Origin of the sequence: Paenibacillus sp. LS1 (assembly GCF_026013365.1) — a bacterium.
Classification (GTDB): Bacteria; Bacillota; Bacilli; order Paenibacillales; family Paenibacillaceae; genus Paenibacillus.
In genome coordinates, this window is the sequence record NZ_JAPDOE010000001.1 from 1,026,227 (window position 1) to 1,044,302 (window position 18,076).

Sequence of the window (18,076 nt, forward strand, 5' to 3'; positions counted from 1 at the left end):
AGAAGATTGTGAACCCATAAATTATGGAAAAGTAACTTTTTTGTCATTTTTAAAGTGTTTCAAACACGCCGTGGCGGCTTATCCATCATGCCTCTATCCCTGTCTACAAAAGCATAAAAAAAAGACATTCAGACTAAAAATGCTAGTCGAATGCCACTTCACCATCTATTTATCACTCACGACACCAGAAGGTGTAGATCAGGATATAATGAGAATTTTAATGCTAGAAAGAACCTTGTTTATACTATAGAAGAACTTTACTGAACCGATAGCCTCTCTTCTGAAAACCAATGTGCTCATAAAAAGAGTACGTTGTTGAAGTCACTTCACGGTTCGCACCCGTGACAAACAGTTGTTTACCACCTTGCTGTCTGCCCCAATCTTCAGCACGAGCCATCAGACGACGGCCAATTCCACCACCACGATGTTCCTGACCTACAATTAGAGAAGTAATCTGTGCGGCAGGTTCTGGATAGGCATGATTTTGCACACATTGCAAGCCAATCACACCAATAATTTGTTCATCCACTTCGGCAACAAGCATGCACGCATTTGGATTGGTTTCCAAACATTCAATGCGTTCTTTCATGACATTGGCTGTTGTCGGATAGCTGACCTCTCGCATCAATCCCGTTACCGCTTCAGCATCTCGCAGTTCACACTCTCGGATCATCAGTACAGGGGCCTCAACATTATTGGACATGATTTACCTCCACTTTCAGCATATTAGCGGCTTGCACCGCTGTTTTACGAGCTTCTTCCACATCTTGGCCAGCACTTAGGGCTACAGCCATTCGGCGTCCTACTTTGGTCTCAGGTTTGCCAAATACACGAATCTGAGTACGAGGAAGAGCCAGTGCTTCTTCAATCCCGCCTACAGTAAAGTCAGATGTTTCATCATTAGCCTTCAGCGTTGCTGAAGCTCCCGGTGTCAACAGATGTACACCTGTGACCGGAAAACCAAGAATTGCACGTACATGCAGCGCAAACTCGGAACTGTCTTGCGTCACCATTGTAACCATGCCTGTGTCATGCGGACGAGGAGATACCTCGCTAAACACAACACCATCCGGAGTCAGGAATAATTCCACTCCAAACAGTCCATAACCGCCAAGCTCATCCGTAACGGATTTGGCAATATGACAAGCCTGCTCCCATTGTTCAGGAGTCATTGAATGAGGTTGCCAGGATTCGACATAATCCCCATCCTTCTGAATGTGGCCGATCGGAGGACAGAATACGGTGCCTGATACAGACCTAACGGTAAGTAATGTAATCTCACTGTCAAATTGCACAAAGCTCTCCACGATAACACGAACGGATTTGCCACGTGCCCCCGAAAGAGCAATGTTCCAGCAATCCTCCACGTCGCCCGGTGTTCGGCATACACTCTGCCCTTTGCCGGAAGAACTCATCAATGGTTTAATGACACAAGGTGTGCCAAGCTCACGTACGGCTTCCTGAAGTTGTTCCAGGTTGTCCGCAAAAAGGTAGTCAGCTGTCGGAAGTTTCAATTGTTCGGCTGCAAGGCGACGGATGCCTTCGCGATCCATCGTTAAACGTGCAGCTCGGGCAGTCGGCACTACACAAAATCCCTCTTCCTCAAGCTCCAGTAAAGCTTCTGTTGCAATAGCTTCAATCTCAGGTACGATGTAATGAGGTTTTTCTTTACGGATCAATTGTTTTAAAGCTTCAGCATCCAGCATGTCGATGCAGTAAGACCGGTGCGCGACCTGCATCGCAGGTGCGTTCTCATAACGATCAACAGCGATCGTCTCTACTCCCAGTCGTTGGGCCTCAATAACGACCTCTTTTCCCAATTCTCCACTGCCTAGTAGCAGCATTTTTTTGGCTTGAGCCGTAAAAGGAGCACCCCACATGTTCTTTCCAATCCTCCCAAAGAGAAATCTTCTATATCTGTCTCTCTATTTTCGGGGTTTTGGTTAAAGATTGCAAGAGTGCTCCCTATTTTTCTTGTGAATTTTACAAGATTTTTTGTGTTTTTTCGATCAAATTTTACAATTACCGCTCACAGATTCGATACTCCTTCCATTCCTCCCAAAATTAAGGAAATGTTAAAAGAGTAGATTTTAATACTCCAGCGAATCGGAATACGCAAATAAATCCCAAGTTTAAAGACTTGGGATTTGTCGATTTTTTTCTCGGAAGATTTCATTATGGGAAGAAACATAAGCCATCTTGGGTGCGTCTGGCGTCATATATTGTTTCGCACTATTGACTGCCACGATCGCATCATTGAAGGCTCCTGCAATGAGTCTAACTTTGCTCTCGTGGGTCGCACAGTCCCCTGCTGCAAAAACACCCGGAAGACTCGTCTGTGCATGGTGGCTCATTAGAACCATTCCATCGTTCATTTCTAAGCCACAACTGGCAAGATCACTTAGATTGCTTTTATATCCGTGACTAATGACGACTTCATCCACTTCCAACACTACATTGTCCTGACTTTCCGTATGCGTAATCACAACCTGCTGGATTCGCTTACCATGATTATGAAGCTGCGTGATGCTATATGGTGTTCTCACATCTGTTATGTTGTTCATCTCACTGACATTCCGTTCCAATGCACGAAACTCATTATTCCGGTGGATTACGACTACACTGTGAGCAAGTTTAGCAAGTTCAATGGCCCAGTCTACAGCACTGTTGCCTCCACCCGAAATGAGTACACGCTTCCCGTAAAAATGTTCTGGATTTTGCACGGTGTAATGAAGATTCTCATGCTCATATTGAATTGGCTCTTGAAGCTCCAATTTCTGAATTTCTGCGATACCACGGCCAACTGCGACAATGATCGCACGTGTATAGTGTATCTCGCCTTCAGCAGTATACAGAGCCAAAATCTCGTTGTCCAGTCGAGCGAACCGATCTACTTTGCAATTCAATTCAACCGTTGGTTTAAAGGTATTCGCTTGCAGGACCAGATACTCAATCAACTTTGAACACTTCATTGGTGGCAGGCCACCCACATCCCAAATGGTTTTTTCGGAATAGGTATGCAGAAAACCACCAAGTTGGTCTTTGCCTTCAATGATCTTAACTCTCATATCACGCATCCCGGCATAAAAGGCCGCATACAATCCGGCCGGTCCGCCTCCGATGATGGTCAAGTCATAGATATCTTCCTTATTCATTTTGGACACATCCTGTTATTTAGTATTGAATTTAGAGATATGTGTAACATGAACCGTTTGCCTTATTTATTTTTCTCTTCAAAAACAGCTACAATGTCATCAATAACATACTCGTCAGCCAGTGGAGACATCCCCAGATTGAGCCATTCCTTACCACCAACCATATACACATGATCATTTTTGACTGCTTTCAAATTTTTCCACAGTGAAGTTGCCAACATCTCTTCAAATTTCTTCTTAATTTCAGGATTCTTATCGTCATCCAGTTGAACGATCAAGTGATCTGCATCGTATTCAGGCAACACTTCCATGGATACCGACATGGCAACTTGATCTTTCGGGAAATTCGGGAGCGGATTCATACCCAGACGTTTGTGCACGAAGTTTCCACGGTCAAGGTTCTCCCCGTGAAGGACGATTTCTTTTTCCATAACTCGAATATAGAGAACTGTTTCTTCTCCGATCATCTCGTTTAATTTGTCGGCTGCAACTTTTTCCTTCGCTACCAAATCTTCAATAACCTTTTCTGCCTGTTCTTCTTTGTCCAGAATTTTGGCCATATCACGCAACTCGTCCCGCCAATCATCACGTTGTGGAAGAAGTACAGTCGGTGCAATCAGAGAAAGCTGATCATAATCCTTTTCGGACCACCAGTCAGGAGCTATAATCAAATCAGGCATTGTCTCCATAACCGCTTCAAAATTCGGCGTTCGTGCGATGCCCATTTTCATGGTATTCGCGAATGGCTCTTCCAAATAAGAAGGATGATCCTCGTGATAGTTCTGCACAGCAACAGGTACGATGCCAAGTGCATACAAAAACTCAGGATATACAAGGGACAGACCCACTACTCTTTGTGGTTCAACCGGGATTTCAATTTCTCCCATCTTTGTAGTCACTTTTTTTACCTGACTTGTTTCTGTTGTGGATGTATTGGCAGAACCAGTCTTCTGACCTTCGCTTGTAGCCTCATCTTGCCCCGCTGCACCGCAAGCCGAAATAATGAGCACCAACATCATGGTGCATAGTACCGTTAACCATCTGAATCTCATTCTTTATGTACCCCCTATATGGCATTTAGTTATGACAACGTCTAATTAATAATAATTATCATTATCATTATGATATAGGAGTAAGTATATTAAAATATGTTCAGGTATGATATTGACTATTCAGACTTTTTGTTATGGACGATCTTGCCATAACTTTAATATTTCATCCAGCATAAGCTCATGGGTAAACGCAGTGTAGTCCAGCAGAACGCTCGACAAAAGGATGTCCACTCTGCCATTCTGCACCGCCATCAACGCAAGCCATTCTTCAGACTTCCGCACATCCGTCCATGTCTGCCTGGATGTCTCGTCATCACCCACAATCAATAATATTCTTTCAACGTTGAGAACAGATAGCTCCTTAATGCTCACTGTACCCCTTTCCCAATAAGTCTCAATTCCTTCAGGTCCTTCCATTTGCATATCAACGTAAAAAACGGAAGCAATGCTTCTTGGGCCTAACATCTGCAATGCTTCACCATATACTTTGAGTACAACCAGCCTGTCTTTTCGTATGAAATCCGTAAGTTGGTTCTTAATGATCGTTGCCTTCTCTTCATATCTTTGAAGCCACACCTCTGCAATATCCGACCTGTCCAAAAAGCTTGCAACATATCTCAAATGTTCTCTCCAATCGCCTTTTTCCCACGGGAGGTCACACACAGGAGCAATGGAGTGAAGCTGACTTAGCAGAGCCGCAGACTTCGTGCCAGCGGTAATAATATAATCAGGTTTAACTAATCGAAGCTGTTCCAGCCAGATGGTCTCCCCCTCTGCGAGTGGCATAACTTTGTCCGTTTCATATTTACGTCTGTAATAGTATGTCCACGGATGACTTGCCCGCGCAGCACAGGGAATGATCTGCAATGCAAGCAGTATGCCAATGCTCACAGAATGAACCGCAGCAATTTTTTGTTTGCTATTACGTATAAATGCTGCCGGTGGAATACCGGAAATTTGTTTGAATTTACGCCGGAAATACATCTCATCCTGATAACCCACGTACGATGCCACATCCTTGAGTCGATAACTGTGATCATTTCTCATTAAGATCTGGGCTTGTTTGATTCGATAAAAGGTCAAATAATCCACTGGACTGTAGCCATATCTTTTTTTGAATAAACGCATGAAGTGACGCGGGCTCATTCGTGCAACATTTGCTAATTCCTCGATGGTTAATCTCTTCGCGTAATTCTGCTCCATATAGGCTTTAACATGTTCAATCGGTGAAGTCAGATCCGTCTTTTCTGCATTGGCTCCGTCGTAAAACATAGTATACAGCAGTTCCTGAAAACGAATCTGACCATAGTACCGTTGCAAGCCATCCTTCTTCAATGTATGGTGATGAATCATCTGACAGATCACGCCAACAGCAACGGGTGAAGATGAGGTGACCTCACCATTCACTTCATTACGCAAAAGTTGTTTCATCATATCCAGGGCTGTTTCACCCTCCTGCTCCAGTGCGTACATGACATCAAAGCTCATGTGATACACACCTCGTTCATCCAGCGAATGCACATTTGCCTCAACCAGTTGCCCCGGGAAGCCTACATACAGTCCGCCCGCCTTTAATTCAATAAAACTGCCATCTATCTTTAACCACCCTTGCCCACTGGCTACAAATAATAACATGTATGTTTCAATGAAGTGTTTCCTCAGAAGCCACTCCGTCCCAGGACCACTCGTATAATTGACATTAATGAGCCTAAAGTTCATATGATCAAGGTGATCAAAATGCTCTGATTTTATTTCGTTATTGTGCATCTGCATTGATCTCCCTCCAGCCATGAACGATTATATTGATTTCATTCTTCAAAAATATAACATACCACACTAACGAATAAAAAAAACACTCCGGCTATCCTCTACCCTGTCTTCAATGAATAAGATGCACTTATTATTGAAAGAATCAGGCTATAGAACGCCAGAGTGTTATCATTTCATATGCATTCAGACGCTTCACGGGCGTCCAAGAAGTTCATCACAAAAATCGGTATTGAGCTTCTATTAATCCATTATAGACGCCTTGTTTTTGGATAAGCTGCTCATGGTTTCCTTCTTCTTTAATTTCACCATGATCCAGGACGATAATGTTATCTGCATTCCGGATAGTTGAGAGGCGGTGAGCGACCATAAAGGACGTTCTTCCCTGCAACAGTACCTTCAACGCTTCCTGAATTTTCAGCTCTGTTTCGGTGTCGATACTGGCTGTAGCTTCATCCAGAATCAATATGCGCGGATTAGCAAGGAGCGCGCGGGCAAAGGATAACAATTGCCGTTGTCCCATGGATAATACGTTACCGCGTTCCTCTACTTCAGTATCATATCCGCCAGGCAGCTTCATGATGAACTCATGTGCATTCACTGCTTTGGCCGCGTCCTCCACTTCTTCATTGGTTGCATCCAATCGTCCAAATCGAATATTGTCACGAATCGTACCCGAGAAAATAAAGGTATCCTGCAATACAATACTGATCTGGCTGCGTAAACTCTCTACCGTTACATCCCGTACATCCTGTCCGTCAATCGTGAGACGTCCGCCGGATATATCATAGAAACGGCTGATCAGATTGATGATTGTACTTTTACCTGAGCCCGTATGACCAACAAGTGCAATTGATTGGCCCGCAGCCGCCGAGAAGCTGATTCCTTTCAGCGCCTGTCTTCCCTTCTCGTATTCGAACACCACATTTTCGAATGCGATATCTCCTTTAATAGAAGGAAGTGGCTTCGCACCTGGTTTATCTGCGATACTTGGCTTTTCATCCATGAACTCGAAGATACGCTCCGATGATGCCATCGCAACCAGCAGCTGATTGTACATCTGTCCCAGACGGTTGATTGGGTCCCAGAAGTTGCCGACATAGTTGGCAAAAGCCACAAGTAATCCTACAGTCAATTGACCTTCCTGAATCAGATAAGCACCGAACCAGAAGAGGATTAATGTTCCGAAACCGCCAGTAATCTCAATCAGCGGTCCGAAGCCTTGGTTCATCGCTGATGCTCTATCCCATGACTTTTTGCTGGACAGGTTCATGTTGTCAAAGTATTTCATGTTCTCTTTTTCCTGTGTGTAAGCCTGAGTCACTCGAATCCCCTGAATGGATTCATTCAAGTGGGAGTTAATCCGGGAGTTCTTCATGCGCACATCCTGCCAAGCACGACGGATCAGCACCCGCAGTTTGGTCGAGATGATAAACATGATCGGCACCGTAATAATCACGGCAAGACCCAGTTTCCAGTTAATCAACAGCAAGATCACAATGATCCCGAGCAGCTGTACGCAGTCGATCATGACGTTAACTGCACCGTTCGTAAACAGATCCTGAAGGGAGTTAATATCATTCGTAACACGCACCAGTACGGAACCTGCCGGCCTTTTGTCAAAAAAGTTAAAGGACAGCTTCTGGATATGCTTGAACAGATCCGAGCGAAGATCATAAATAACGCGCTGTCCGATAATATTGGTCAGTTTGATCCGGTACGTATTGGCAGCCCATTGAACGAGATACAAGAATAATATAGAGCCTGCTATCCAATAAAGCATAGTCATACTTGGCAACCCTGTTGCCGGTGCGATGGCCCGGTCAATCGCCAGACTGATCAGAAACGGTACAGATAATTTCGTAATGGTACCCAAAATCATCATCAGAATAACGAGTGGTAACAGTTGTTTCGCATATGGTTTCATGTATGCAAACAAACGTCCGAACTCTTTCCAGTTAAACGGCTTTTCAATAATTTCATCGTCCTGATACACAAATCGTTCATTCAGTTTCTTCTCAGAGGCGCCTTTGGCCTCGCGCCTGTCTGCTATCGTTTCGGCACTCATGAATTCACCTGCTCCCCAGCCTCCCGCTTACCGCGGGCAATATAATCTGCATATTGAATTTTATAAACATCCTGGTATGGTCCAGGCACTTCAATGAGTTCGGTATGTTTACCACGTTGTACCACGCGACCTTCATCAAGCACCAGAATCTCATCTGCATGTCGTAGTGAAGATATCCGGTGTGCAATAATAAATGTAGTTCTGCCGCGCATAACTTCCTGGAAACCGGATTGAATTTCATGTTCCGTCTCCATATCCACGGCGCTGGTTGCATCATCAAGTACCAGGATTTTCGGATTTTTCAGCAAAGCCCTTGCGATCGCAATCCGCTGTTTCTGTCCACCCGATAATCCCATGCCGCGTTCACCAACCACCGTATCATATCCATCCGGGAACTCCATAATGAAGTCATGAGCCTTAGCAAGCTTGGCTGCACGAATAATCTCATCCGTGGTGACGTTCTTAAGTCCGTAGGAAATATTATTACGAATACTGGATGAGAACAGGAATGTTTCCTGGAAAACAGAAGCAATCTGACTCCGCAAACTGCGGATGCCTATGTCTTTGATGTTTTTTCCATCCAGCTTGATCGTACCCGAGTTGACGTTATATGCACGCATCAGAAGCTGAATGATGGTCGATTTACCTGAACCTGTTCCCCCGAGGAAACCGATTACAGAACCGGGTGCAGCATCAAAATTAATATCGGTTACCGCTGGCATTTTGTTGCCGTAGGCAAAGGTAACGGATTCAAACGTTACATGGCCGTTCACCTGGTCTGCCTCCACAATGACCGGATCTTGCGTTTCTTCCACATCCACTGGTGTATTGAGCAGTTCAAGCACCCGTTCACCTGAAGCTTTGGATTGCGTATAGTTGTTGATATGGAACCCAAGGTTCCACATTGGACCGATTATGTACCAGATCAAACTGAAAAAGGCAACGAGTTCACCGAGTGTCAGCGTCTTCTGTATAACCATTCTTCCACCGATCACCAGCAACAGCACGATGCTCACCGAAGCAAGAATCTCCATGATCGGAAAATAGCGACTCCACAATGTTGCGGCATGAATCTGATTCGTCTTGTAGCGTTCATTGCGTGTGGAGAATTTCTCCACTTCATAAGGCTCACGTGCAAAGGATTTTACCGTACGTACTCCAGTGATATTCTCCTGTACCGCTGTCGTCAGTGAACTGAGCGCCAGCCGCATCTCCTGAAACGCAGGGTGAATTTTGGATTCGAATCTCAGCGCAACGAAGGCAAGTAATGGGATGCATATGAGCGTGAACAGCGTAAGCTGCCAACTCATGGTCATCATCATGATTGCGCCGAATACGACCATCAAAACCATGTTGAGAATCTGGGCGAAACCAAATCCGATAAAGTTACGGATGGCTTCCAAATCTCCCGTGAGGCGGGACATCAGATCACCTGTCTTGGCCGTATCATAATAACGGAAGGATAAAAATTGAAGCTTTTCGTAACATGCGTTACGAAGTCTGTACGCCAGGAAGTTACCCAAGCGTCCTCCGTAAAAGCCATGTAAAAACTGCATTCCCGCTTTCAAAATCACTACACCTAACACAGTCAAGGCAATTATGGGAACGTCTTCAAAAGTGCGCGGAACAATGATGTCATCAATCAGTATCCTCAGCATGTACGGATACACCAACCCAAGTGCGGTCGCTAAGGCGAGGAACAAGATTGATACAAATAAATACGTTCGCTTTTCCCAAAAAAAGGTTTGCAGTTGCCTAAGAACATCCATGTTTCTCCTCCTCTTATGTCGTTCAAAAATACTATGAACATTTATGAAGTTTATCACCGTACCCCATTCGCGGCAAAGCGAATAACAGACCATATTCTGCCTGCTTTCAGCTTATTGACGCATTAACGAAGGTAAATGCCCACCTTTCAATCAAATGTTTGAATATTCTCTTTATTTCAGGTTGTTCGTACCAAAAAAAGGCTCCCTGTATGCCTTTTGGGCAGGAGCCTTTTTGGGTTGATTTACGCAACATTTTCAATCTGTTGCTGTATCATTCATTTTGTTTTACAAAGACTTCCAGAGACTACGCGTTATACCGCGAATTTAACTGAGTTAAATCTGTTCCAGTTGTACAGACAAGCTCGACCATTGCTCGGCAGGAATTCCGCTTTCCAGGGTATCTTGAATTCCGCTCACCGCCTCGTCCAGACGTTCTTCCAACTGACGGGATTGGTGTTGCAAGGATTGACGAAGCTGGTTGTCATAAAACTGAATCAGCTTGTCTTGCGCAGCAGGAAGAACTTCAATGATCATCTGTTTGAGGACAGGATCAAGTGCCTCTTGTAGCCGCTGACGTCCATCCCCTTCGAAGAACTGCTTTGGATTACGGAAGTAATTCAAATAGCTTTTCCATCCGGACGGTTCTTCCAGGCGAACCTCTTCAAGCACAGGTGTACTCCAACGTTCGTTCAATGGCAGTGATACATCTAAACCCCCAGATAACTGTCTCACCTCGTCTATACATTCCGTAACTTGCTTCATCAGCCAGGTCTGACCTGCCTGTTCGAGTCTGAGAGTTGTGGCGAGCAGTTCCTGCTCCAGTTCGATGGCAATCATGCGTAACAGTTCACGTCCACAGGCTGCAAAAGCCGTCTTCAGATTGCCAAGATCCTCCCGAAGTACGGATGGATGGAATGCCTCTGCCATGAATAGACCAAGACGATAGGCAAGTCGCTGCCGCACATGGAACAGCAATTCTGCTGTTTCCTGTGACAATTCTTCCTTCATGGATCGCTCTGCAAGTCGCTGTATGCGCTGGCGTGACTGTCCCTGAATGGTCTCCAGTTCATCCCGCCGCTGCTGCAATGCTTCCTCACCCTGAGCTGCATCCTCGGCACGCTTCTTCAACCGCTGAATGACACGTGCCATCTCTTCGGAAGCTCCACCGACGGCAAGATCAGCTAATTCTCTACCTGCAAATTGGTTGAACTCTTCCTCAAACCTGATAAATCCGGATTGCTCCAGCAGCCTCGAATCCCCTGCCATCTTACCTTCCATCGCCAGTATACTGGATACCGGGAAGAGTCGTGGTGCCCGAATTCCATTACTGCGCAGTTGGGTGCTCACATGATCGAGAACCTGCTCCAGTTCTTCCTCGGAGGAAGACAGGTCACTGGCATTCACGACAAAGAACATCTGATCCATGGCAGAACTATCTTTGACACGTCCCAGCTGGTTCAGGAACTGGCGATCTCCTTGGGAGAAAGCATGGTTGTAATACGTTACGAAAATGAGTGCATCCGCATTCTTCATATAATTGAAGGTTACACCCGTATGACGAGCATTCACGGAGTCCGCTCCTGGTGTGTCCACCAATACAATGCCTTGTTCAGTCACATCGCAACTGTAATACAGATCGATACTGTCTACAAAACAAGACTTCTTCTCGTGCGCGACAAAGTTACGGTAACCCTCCAGATCCACCAGCACATCCTGACCCAGCTGGTCCGCTGTCTCTTCCCAGCCGGCTGCCGCTGCCTGCAAAAAGCTGTAATGCGGGCGCCCCGCGGGATGTACATCCTGTGGCGAGAGAGATTTAACTCGCTTCTGCCACTCGGTTCCAGGTTCACCCAGTCCGAGTAGTCGGAAGGAATAGCCTAGATCTTCCTGGAAGGCGTCCCGGGTCTTCATGCGGACCCGGGCTGTACCATGCTCCGCGCCCCCGGCAGGAGCCATGATTCGGTTAATCGCCGCTGTTGTTGGATGCGGCGAGACGGGTAGTACAGCTTCGCCCAGCAACGCGTTGGCGAAGGAGGATTTGCCGGCGCTGAATGCTCCGAACAGCGCCAGAGTGAACGTGCCGCCCGCAAGCGAAGCCGCGCGTGCACGCAGATCCCGTACCGCCGACCCCATGGCGGGGTACGGCTCCACCAGCGCAGCAGCGGCTTCAAGCCGTGCCGCTGCTGAGTCCAGGCGTCGGCGGCGTTCAGCACCAGCCGCCGCCGATGGCCCAGGCACCGCCGCTGCGGCTGCGCGCTGCGCTGGCGGTGCCTCTGGCGTCTGTGGCCGCGCAGCCACAGACGTTGACGTGCCCGCATGCGAACCGGGAGCTTCGCCCGGTTCAGGCACCGCGGGCACGTGCGGGCCCTTCACCTCCGGCAATAGCCCGGAGGGGAGGGGGCCCGCATAGGGCAGCAGGCTGCGCAGCCCTGCTGCCTCTGCGGCGGCGCTGCGCTGGAGCGCCGTGTAGCGCGCCGCCGCCGCGGATTGCGCCAGCAGCGCTGCGCGGCTGGCGTCCAGCGCCTGGAGCGCGGCTTCGCCTCGCGCGCCCAGCGCCTCCAGCATGCGGTCGGCCAGCATCATGGCCGACCTGCGATAGCGGGCCTCAATCTCGCCCCGCACATCTTTACTGAACTGAATCACATACTCTGGAGATACCTCTGCACTCGCACTCCGCTTCATCTCCAATAGTGCTTCATCTACAGCAGGCAACTCCGCATTGAGCGCCTGCTCCCAATCCGCTCCCCATAGCTGATGGGATTCACCCAGCTGCCTGAGCATCGTGCGAATATGTACCTCCACTTGTCCGGAAGTCTGATCCTGTAACAGTCTGACCAGTTCAGAAGCACGGCGTTGTTTCTCCTGCTCGGTTTTGCCACCTGAGAATAATAGGCCCACGCGGAAGCCCGGTTTACGACTCTCCAAATAGGCAGCAGCCGACGAACGAATATCCGCAGGTGTAAGATTCGCATTCGCCAGAAGAGGTTCCAGTTCTGCCCTGAATTTCTCACGTACTCGCGAAGGTCCGGTACGAATGTCTGCTGCTTGCTGATCGAGAAGCTCCAGCTCCCGTTCCAAACGTTCAATGCCTTCCTTGCCACCGATCTCATCCAGCAGGGAACTCTCTTCGTCCTCACGTTTCTCCGCTTGCCTTGTCAGATGTTGCTCTGTTACATGACTGGCCGAACTCGCCAAACTGTGCGTAATTAACGCTTCCTTCTCTTGCATCATATGTCCAATGAGTTCCGGGAGCACATCCCACTGGTTGTAGCGATGCTCCTTGTCGCGAAGGGAAGTAAACAACAGTCCGTCATATCTGACTTCCCAGGCCGCAAATATAGCTTCCACACCTTCGGTATATTGGTCAAAAGAAAGCTCACGATCCCGATGCTTGTCGATCTGGTTCACGATCAGAAACAACGGTTTCCCCCAATCCGACAGACTCTTGGCAAATGAAAGGTTCGTCTCGGACTGAACATGATTATAGTCCATGACATAGAACACCACATCCGCCAGATGCAGCGCAGAATGGGTCGCGAGACTGTGCCCGCGATCTGTTGAATCCACTCCTGGTGTATCCAGCAGGACAGCATCATCTTTCAGCAGCCGGATATCATCCCACACCTCAATTGAGCTGTACGCTCCGCCATTTTTGCAATACGCCTCCAATTCCTCTGGAGATACTTCAAGTGTTCCTGCACTATTGTCAGCGCTTACGTTTGGAGATGTATAAATAAGCGCTCTCGGCTTACCATTACGTATGGACACCACATTCGCACTTGTTGGCACCGGGCTTGAAGGCAACACCCGCTTACCGCATAAACTGTTGATGAGACTCGATTTGCCTGCAGAGAAGTGACCACAGAACGCAATCGTCAGATGTTTCATTTCCGCCTTGCTGATTAAATCCGTTAAAGCCTGTACAGCCGTATGGTCCCCTGTCTGCTCCATCGCTTCACGCAGCGGAAGCAGAGGTTTAGCCATTTCTTTTGGGTAATCTGTTCTGGACATGACTGGCCTTCCCCCTGGCTCCTCTAATTTGACATCCGTTTCGACGTCTATCTCTTTTACAACATTTATTTTAACATTATCAAGTTTGAATTTGAACGGTTGGAATTGAATATGCATAAAAGAGCGTATCAATTCTATCATCTAAAAAAAATAAAACCGACCAAGTCGGTTTTATCTCGTAATACGTTCTATATTCGGCATTTAGCAAAATGCTTACGCCAAGTATCTGTTGCATGAAATCCGATGCGATCACTTAACCACAACGATCCTTGTGACACTAATGCAACAAGACAAATCGTGTAATCATTTCTTAAGAAACTGCGTTTTCCATGGAAGGAAGCAAAATTTCAAATACTTGTCCATGTTGCAGAATTGTGATGTCTCTGCCTTTGTCTCTCATAACAACAACTTCTGGTTTAACGGACATACGCTCCAGATAATGTTCAGGCACGTCGCCAGAATGGCTTACTGTGATGCCTTCTACTTCTTTTTCTTCATTTTCAGCCATTTCCTGTTCAACGATTTGTTCAAAGATATCGGAGAAGGCCTCAAAATTGTCAGTGTACACGGAAATGCATTTCATGATTATTCATCCTTTTCTGCTCATTAATTTATTTTGCGTTTTCGGGTGGTGACACGTTCCTTATCTTTCCTGATTTGGGACGTTTTCATACGTTTTTTTCCTTCCCTGCATATGTCCAGCAATGGACAGATATGACACGCAGGGTTCTGTGCCTTGCAATGGTAGCGTCCAAAAAATATAAACCGGTGGTGAGTTAAAGTCCACTCATCCCGGGGTACGCGCTTCATTAGTTTCTTTTCGACTTCAAGTACGGAGTCATCCCAACCTGCAAGCGCCAGCCGCTTGGATACTCGTTCAACATGAGTATCTACCGCAATTGCCGGTACGCCAAACGCATTGGAAACAACTACATTCGCGGTTTTCCGCCCGACACCTGGTAGCGTCACAAGCTGATCATGTTCCTGCGGTACATCACCGCCATACTGCTCTATTAAAATTCGGCACATGTTCTGAATATGCTTGGCCTTGTTCCGGTACAAACCGATTCGCCGTATATCCTGTTCCAGCTCTTCGAGAGGAACCGCCAGATAATCTGCTGGGCTTCTGTATTTCTGGAACAAATCTGCGGTTACCTTGTTCACCGTTTCATCGGTGCACTGGGCAGACAAAAGGACAGCTACCGTCAATTCAAATGCATTGCTGTGATTTAATTCGCAATGTGCATCAGGAAACATTGCTTCCATAGTTTCGAGTATATGTCTAACCGTCGCTGCATTCATGAAGAGCTACCTCCCACAAAATGACTCCATGCTGAGGAGCCTTACTTCGAAGCTTCATCCAAGTACTTTGCGGGGACCTCAAAAAGCTTGCAAAAAAAACGTCTTGATGCGGGAAAGATCCCGTATCAAGACGGTCATTCTTTTGATCCTCGAAAAGAAACGATTACTGTTTTTGAATCTCCAGAATAACATTGTTCAGGAGATACAATACAATATTATCATTATCTTTGAGAGATTGCACGCTTAAAGTATTGTCACCCTGGTGAACAAATACACTTGATCCGAGTGCAAAACGATAGTTCGTGTCTGCTGTCGTTTCCCGTTTAACCAAAATCTGGTTGCCAACGCCATCATAAGACCAGAATTGTTTGCTCATGACAGTCAGCACTCTGAAGCGTGTGGAATTATCCGTATCTTTTGTCATTTCGACACGATCTCCAACCGTAAGACTCGTTAGTGAAGTTAATGTAGAGCCAGATTTTAAGACTTTAACCGAACCACTAACAGGCACAGTTTCAGTCTGGCCGTTAAACTGCTTGAGCGTTACAGATGAAGCATCCACCGCTGTAACTTCAGCCAGCGTACGCTTCACAACTTGAACCGCTTTTGGCGTAGCTCCTTCAAACGTTACATTAATCAGGTTGCCTGCTGTCAATTGTGAAGGCGTGATCGTCTGACCACTTTCTCCTGTCAGTACCGCTTGATCCACGTAGAACTGACTGGTCAACAGATCCGATTTCACTCGAATACGACCATTTGCTTCCAAGGCAACAACTTCGAATTGAGCCACAGTGTTCAGTGCAACCTTCTGCACCACATCCTGATTTGCTCCAAGCGTTACGGTAACTTTGTCACCAATCTTCAAATCTCCCAGACTTGCGCCAGATTTGTTATAGATCTCAACCGCAGGAGCGGTAGTGTAAGGCACTGTGATTGTCTGATTACCAGACAATAAACTAATTTTTTTGCCAGAAGTATCAATGTTGCTGATCGTACCTTCGTACTTATAAATCACCTTAACGGACAATGCGCGAGTTCCCACATAGGTCAGATCCAATTTGCGGCCATCATTTAAGAGCGACTCCAGACCAGCGAGTGTAGGTTTGGTCGTATTGTAATCCAGTTTGGTTTTCTCATCCAATGTAAATACAAACGGCTTCTTGTTGTTGTCCAGTACGGTAAGTACCTTTGTTTTACTGTTGTAAGATACAACCGTTACCCCGTTCATAGGTTCCATTTGACGTCCAATGACCTGAATACGCGTTACCTGATCGTCAGAGTTCAATGTCAGCTCCACCTGATCCCCATTCGTTGCGTCTGTGATCAGATCATTCAATGTTGCATCCTGAATGCCATTGATAATGACTTCCGGATTTGCAGTCAGCAGTTTCGCCTCAAGGGAACCTCCTTCACGTTTGAACGTTAATGTGGATTGGTTGCCACCGATCTCAACCAATGTTCCGCGTACAGATTGCTCCACACCTTGAGACAATGCGATGGTTTGCAGAACACTATCCTTTACGGTGTATTTCACGGCACTGCCGGCTTTGAGATCAGCCACTGACAGAATACGGTTTTGATATGTGATAATCAGATTGTCATTGTATGCAAACTGTTCTGTAGCACCCGCTGCATTAACAAACTTGATCGTTTTGCCAGAAGTAGAGACTTCAGCAATGACACCATTGTCACTCTTGTTCACAATGCCGGACTTCACACGAATAACGACTGTTTTTTTGTCAGCCGAGAACGTCTCCCGCTGTACTTCGATGATGCTATCTGCTGTAATATCGGACAGTTTAATTGTATTACCATTTTGATCGATGAATGCAGTTGCCTCATCATAACTGTACGTTTCGTAATTTTCGCCCACAAAGATACCAATTTTATTTCCTGACAATGAACGTGCAAAAGTCCCCTCAACGCTTTCCACCTGCGGTGTCGCATCAACGACTTCCACATAGGAAGCCACACCTGTAGAACCTACAACCTGAACTTTCGTATACAGCTTCACATCGGTGGATGAAGCACGAGTTTCACTGTCTTTCGTAAAGTAAGGCGTACTGCTGTTCACTGCGAAGTTAACGGCTTTGCCGTCCACAACCAGCGTGATCTGCCCATCTTTCAATCCAGTCACATAACCCGTGGATGTGTTGGGATACGCTGTATCCGTCAACGATTCGCCACGACTGAAGAAGGTAGCGAGTTGAGCACGGGTTACGGAACCGGTTGGATTGAATTTGTTGCCTTCTACACCTTTGGCCAGATCCAGGCTAACAGCCAGATTGATATAACCTTTACCACTTTCGGAGATATCTGCATTATCAGCAAATCCGGTAGATTGATTGTTTTGAGCCTTGGCTTCAGCATCCTTGTCCAATGAACGAATTAACAATTTCGTAATCCATTCCCGTGAAGCCGGTTTTTGACCCCAGGATGTCTTGGATACATCCACCGTTGATTCTTCCGTCTTATCAATCAGTCCCAGTTGAAGTGCCAGCGCGACATATGGCTTGAAATAATTTCCCACTTCCATGTTTGTCGGTAATGCCGCAGCCGTGTCGGTATTCAACTGGCCCTCTTGATTCATAAAACGGATTGCCATCGTTACAGCTTCTTGCTGTGTTACCGCGTCTCCTGGACGGAACAGGCCGTTATTTCCGAGAAGAATGCCTTGATATGCCAGTTTGTACACATGTTTCTCAGCCCAGTATCCGACCTTGATATCACTGAACAAACCAGTTGGTGCAGCCGTGTTTGTTATTGCAGCAGTCTGACCCTGCCCCGATTCTGTTGATTCTGCTGCCATTGCAGCTCCGCCGGCGCTAAGGGCCATCATGCCTGCAAGCACGGCTGATACTACTTTTTTAGAGTGTGATGGATGGTTATATTTAAAAGTCACCTATGATTCCCCTCTCTCATGTAAAACGACCTATATTCCGTGGATTCCCG

At 46.6% G+C, this 18,076-nt stretch carries 11 protein-coding genes; all 11 read right to left on the reverse strand.

Going from position 1 to position 18,076, the window contains the following annotated elements; genetic code table 11:
* Positions 1-244: 244 nt before the first annotated feature.
* Positions 245-703: a GNAT family N-acetyltransferase gene (locus OM416_RS04310; protein WP_062835126.1), complete on the reverse strand. Its 459-nt coding sequence runs from the start codon at positions 701-703 to the stop codon at positions 245-247.
* Positions 693-1,880 carry a formate-dependent phosphoribosylglycinamide formyltransferase gene (gene purT / locus OM416_RS04315; protein ID WP_264927337.1) on the reverse strand — a complete coding sequence of 396 codons (1,188 nt, stop codon included), beginning with the start codon at positions 1,878-1,880 and terminating at the stop codon, positions 693-695. The genes OM416_RS04310 and purT overlap by 11 nt, the downstream gene beginning before the upstream one ends.
* A gap of 252 nt (positions 1,881-2,132) precedes the next feature.
* A complete protein-coding gene (locus OM416_RS04320) occupies positions 2,133-3,155 on the reverse strand; it encodes an NAD(P)/FAD-dependent oxidoreductase (protein ID WP_264927339.1) in 1,023 nt (340 codons plus the stop codon).
* Between the two features lie 62 nt (positions 3,156-3,217).
* The gene (locus OM416_RS04325) at positions 3,218-4,207 is read right to left on the reverse strand and encodes an ABC transporter substrate-binding protein (RefSeq protein ID WP_264927341.1); all 990 of its coding nucleotides are present in this window, start codon (positions 4,205-4,207) and stop codon (positions 3,218-3,220) included.
* Between the two features lie 132 nt (positions 4,208-4,339).
* Entirely contained in the window at positions 4,340-5,980 is a 1,641-nt protein-coding gene (locus tag OM416_RS04330) for an AraC family transcriptional regulator (RefSeq protein WP_264927343.1), read from the reverse strand.
* A 211-nt stretch (positions 5,981-6,191) separates the two neighbouring features.
* On the reverse strand, positions 6,192-8,042 hold the full coding sequence (locus tag OM416_RS04335; RefSeq protein ID WP_264927345.1) for an ABC transporter ATP-binding protein: 1,851 nt from the start codon (positions 8,040-8,042) through the stop codon (positions 6,192-6,194).
* On the reverse strand, positions 8,039-9,811 hold the full coding sequence (locus OM416_RS04340) for an ABC transporter ATP-binding protein (protein WP_062835132.1): 1,773 nt from the start codon (positions 9,809-9,811) through the stop codon (positions 8,039-8,041). The genes OM416_RS04335 and OM416_RS04340 overlap by 4 nt, the downstream gene beginning before the upstream one ends.
* A gap of 333 nt (positions 9,812-10,144) precedes the next feature.
* Positions 10,145-13,822 (reverse strand): dynamin family protein, encoded by a 3,678-nt coding sequence (locus OM416_RS04345; RefSeq protein ID WP_264927347.1) that lies wholly within the window; start codon positions 13,820-13,822, stop codon positions 10,145-10,147.
* A 310-nt stretch (positions 13,823-14,132) separates the two neighbouring features.
* Complete coding sequence (locus tag OM416_RS04350) at positions 14,133-14,405, reverse strand: hypothetical protein (RefSeq protein WP_017687779.1); 273 nt, start codon at positions 14,403-14,405, stop codon at positions 14,133-14,135.
* Between the two features lie 23 nt (positions 14,406-14,428).
* Positions 14,429-15,124 carry an endonuclease III gene (gene nth / locus OM416_RS04355; protein ID WP_036607558.1) on the reverse strand — a complete coding sequence of 232 codons (696 nt, stop codon included), beginning with the start codon at positions 15,122-15,124 and terminating at the stop codon, positions 14,429-14,431.
* A gap of 163 nt (positions 15,125-15,287) precedes the next feature.
* Positions 15,288-18,026 carry an S-layer homology domain-containing protein gene (locus OM416_RS04360; RefSeq protein ID WP_264927353.1) on the reverse strand — a complete coding sequence of 913 codons (2,739 nt, stop codon included), beginning with the start codon at positions 18,024-18,026 and terminating at the stop codon, positions 15,288-15,290.
* Positions 18,027-18,076 lie beyond the last annotated feature (50 nt).

Coding starts and splice junctions, on each gene's coding strand:
- OM416_RS04310 (WP_062835126.1), bottom strand. CDS start 703: ATGTCCAATAATGTTGAGGCCCCTGTACTGATGATCCGAGAGTGTGAA.
- purT (WP_264927337.1), bottom strand. CDS start 1,880: ATGTGGGGTGCTCCTTTTACGGCTCAAGCCAAAAAAATGCTGCTACTA.
- OM416_RS04320 (WP_264927339.1), bottom strand. CDS start 3,155: ATGAATAAGGAAGATATCTATGACTTGACCATCATCGGAGGCGGACCG.
- OM416_RS04325 (WP_264927341.1), bottom strand. CDS start 4,207: ATGAGATTCAGATGGTTAACGGTACTATGCACCATGATGTTGGTGCTC.
- OM416_RS04330 (WP_264927343.1), bottom strand. CDS start 5,980: ATGCAGATGCACAATAACGAAATAAAATCAGAGCATTTTGATCACCTT.
- OM416_RS04335 (WP_264927345.1), bottom strand. CDS start 8,042: ATGAGTGCCGAAACGATAGCAGACAGGCGCGAGGCCAAAGGCGCCTCT.
- OM416_RS04340 (WP_062835132.1), bottom strand. CDS start 9,811: ATGGATGTTCTTAGGCAACTGCAAACCTTTTTTTGGGAAAAGCGAACG.
- OM416_RS04345 (WP_264927347.1), bottom strand. CDS start 13,822: ATGTCCAGAACAGATTACCCAAAAGAAATGGCTAAACCTCTGCTTCCG.
- OM416_RS04350 (WP_017687779.1), bottom strand. CDS start 14,405: ATGAAATGCATTTCCGTGTACACTGACAATTTTGAGGCCTTCTCCGAT.
- nth (WP_036607558.1), bottom strand. CDS start 15,124: ATGAATGCAGCGACGGTTAGACATATACTCGAAACTATGGAAGCAATG.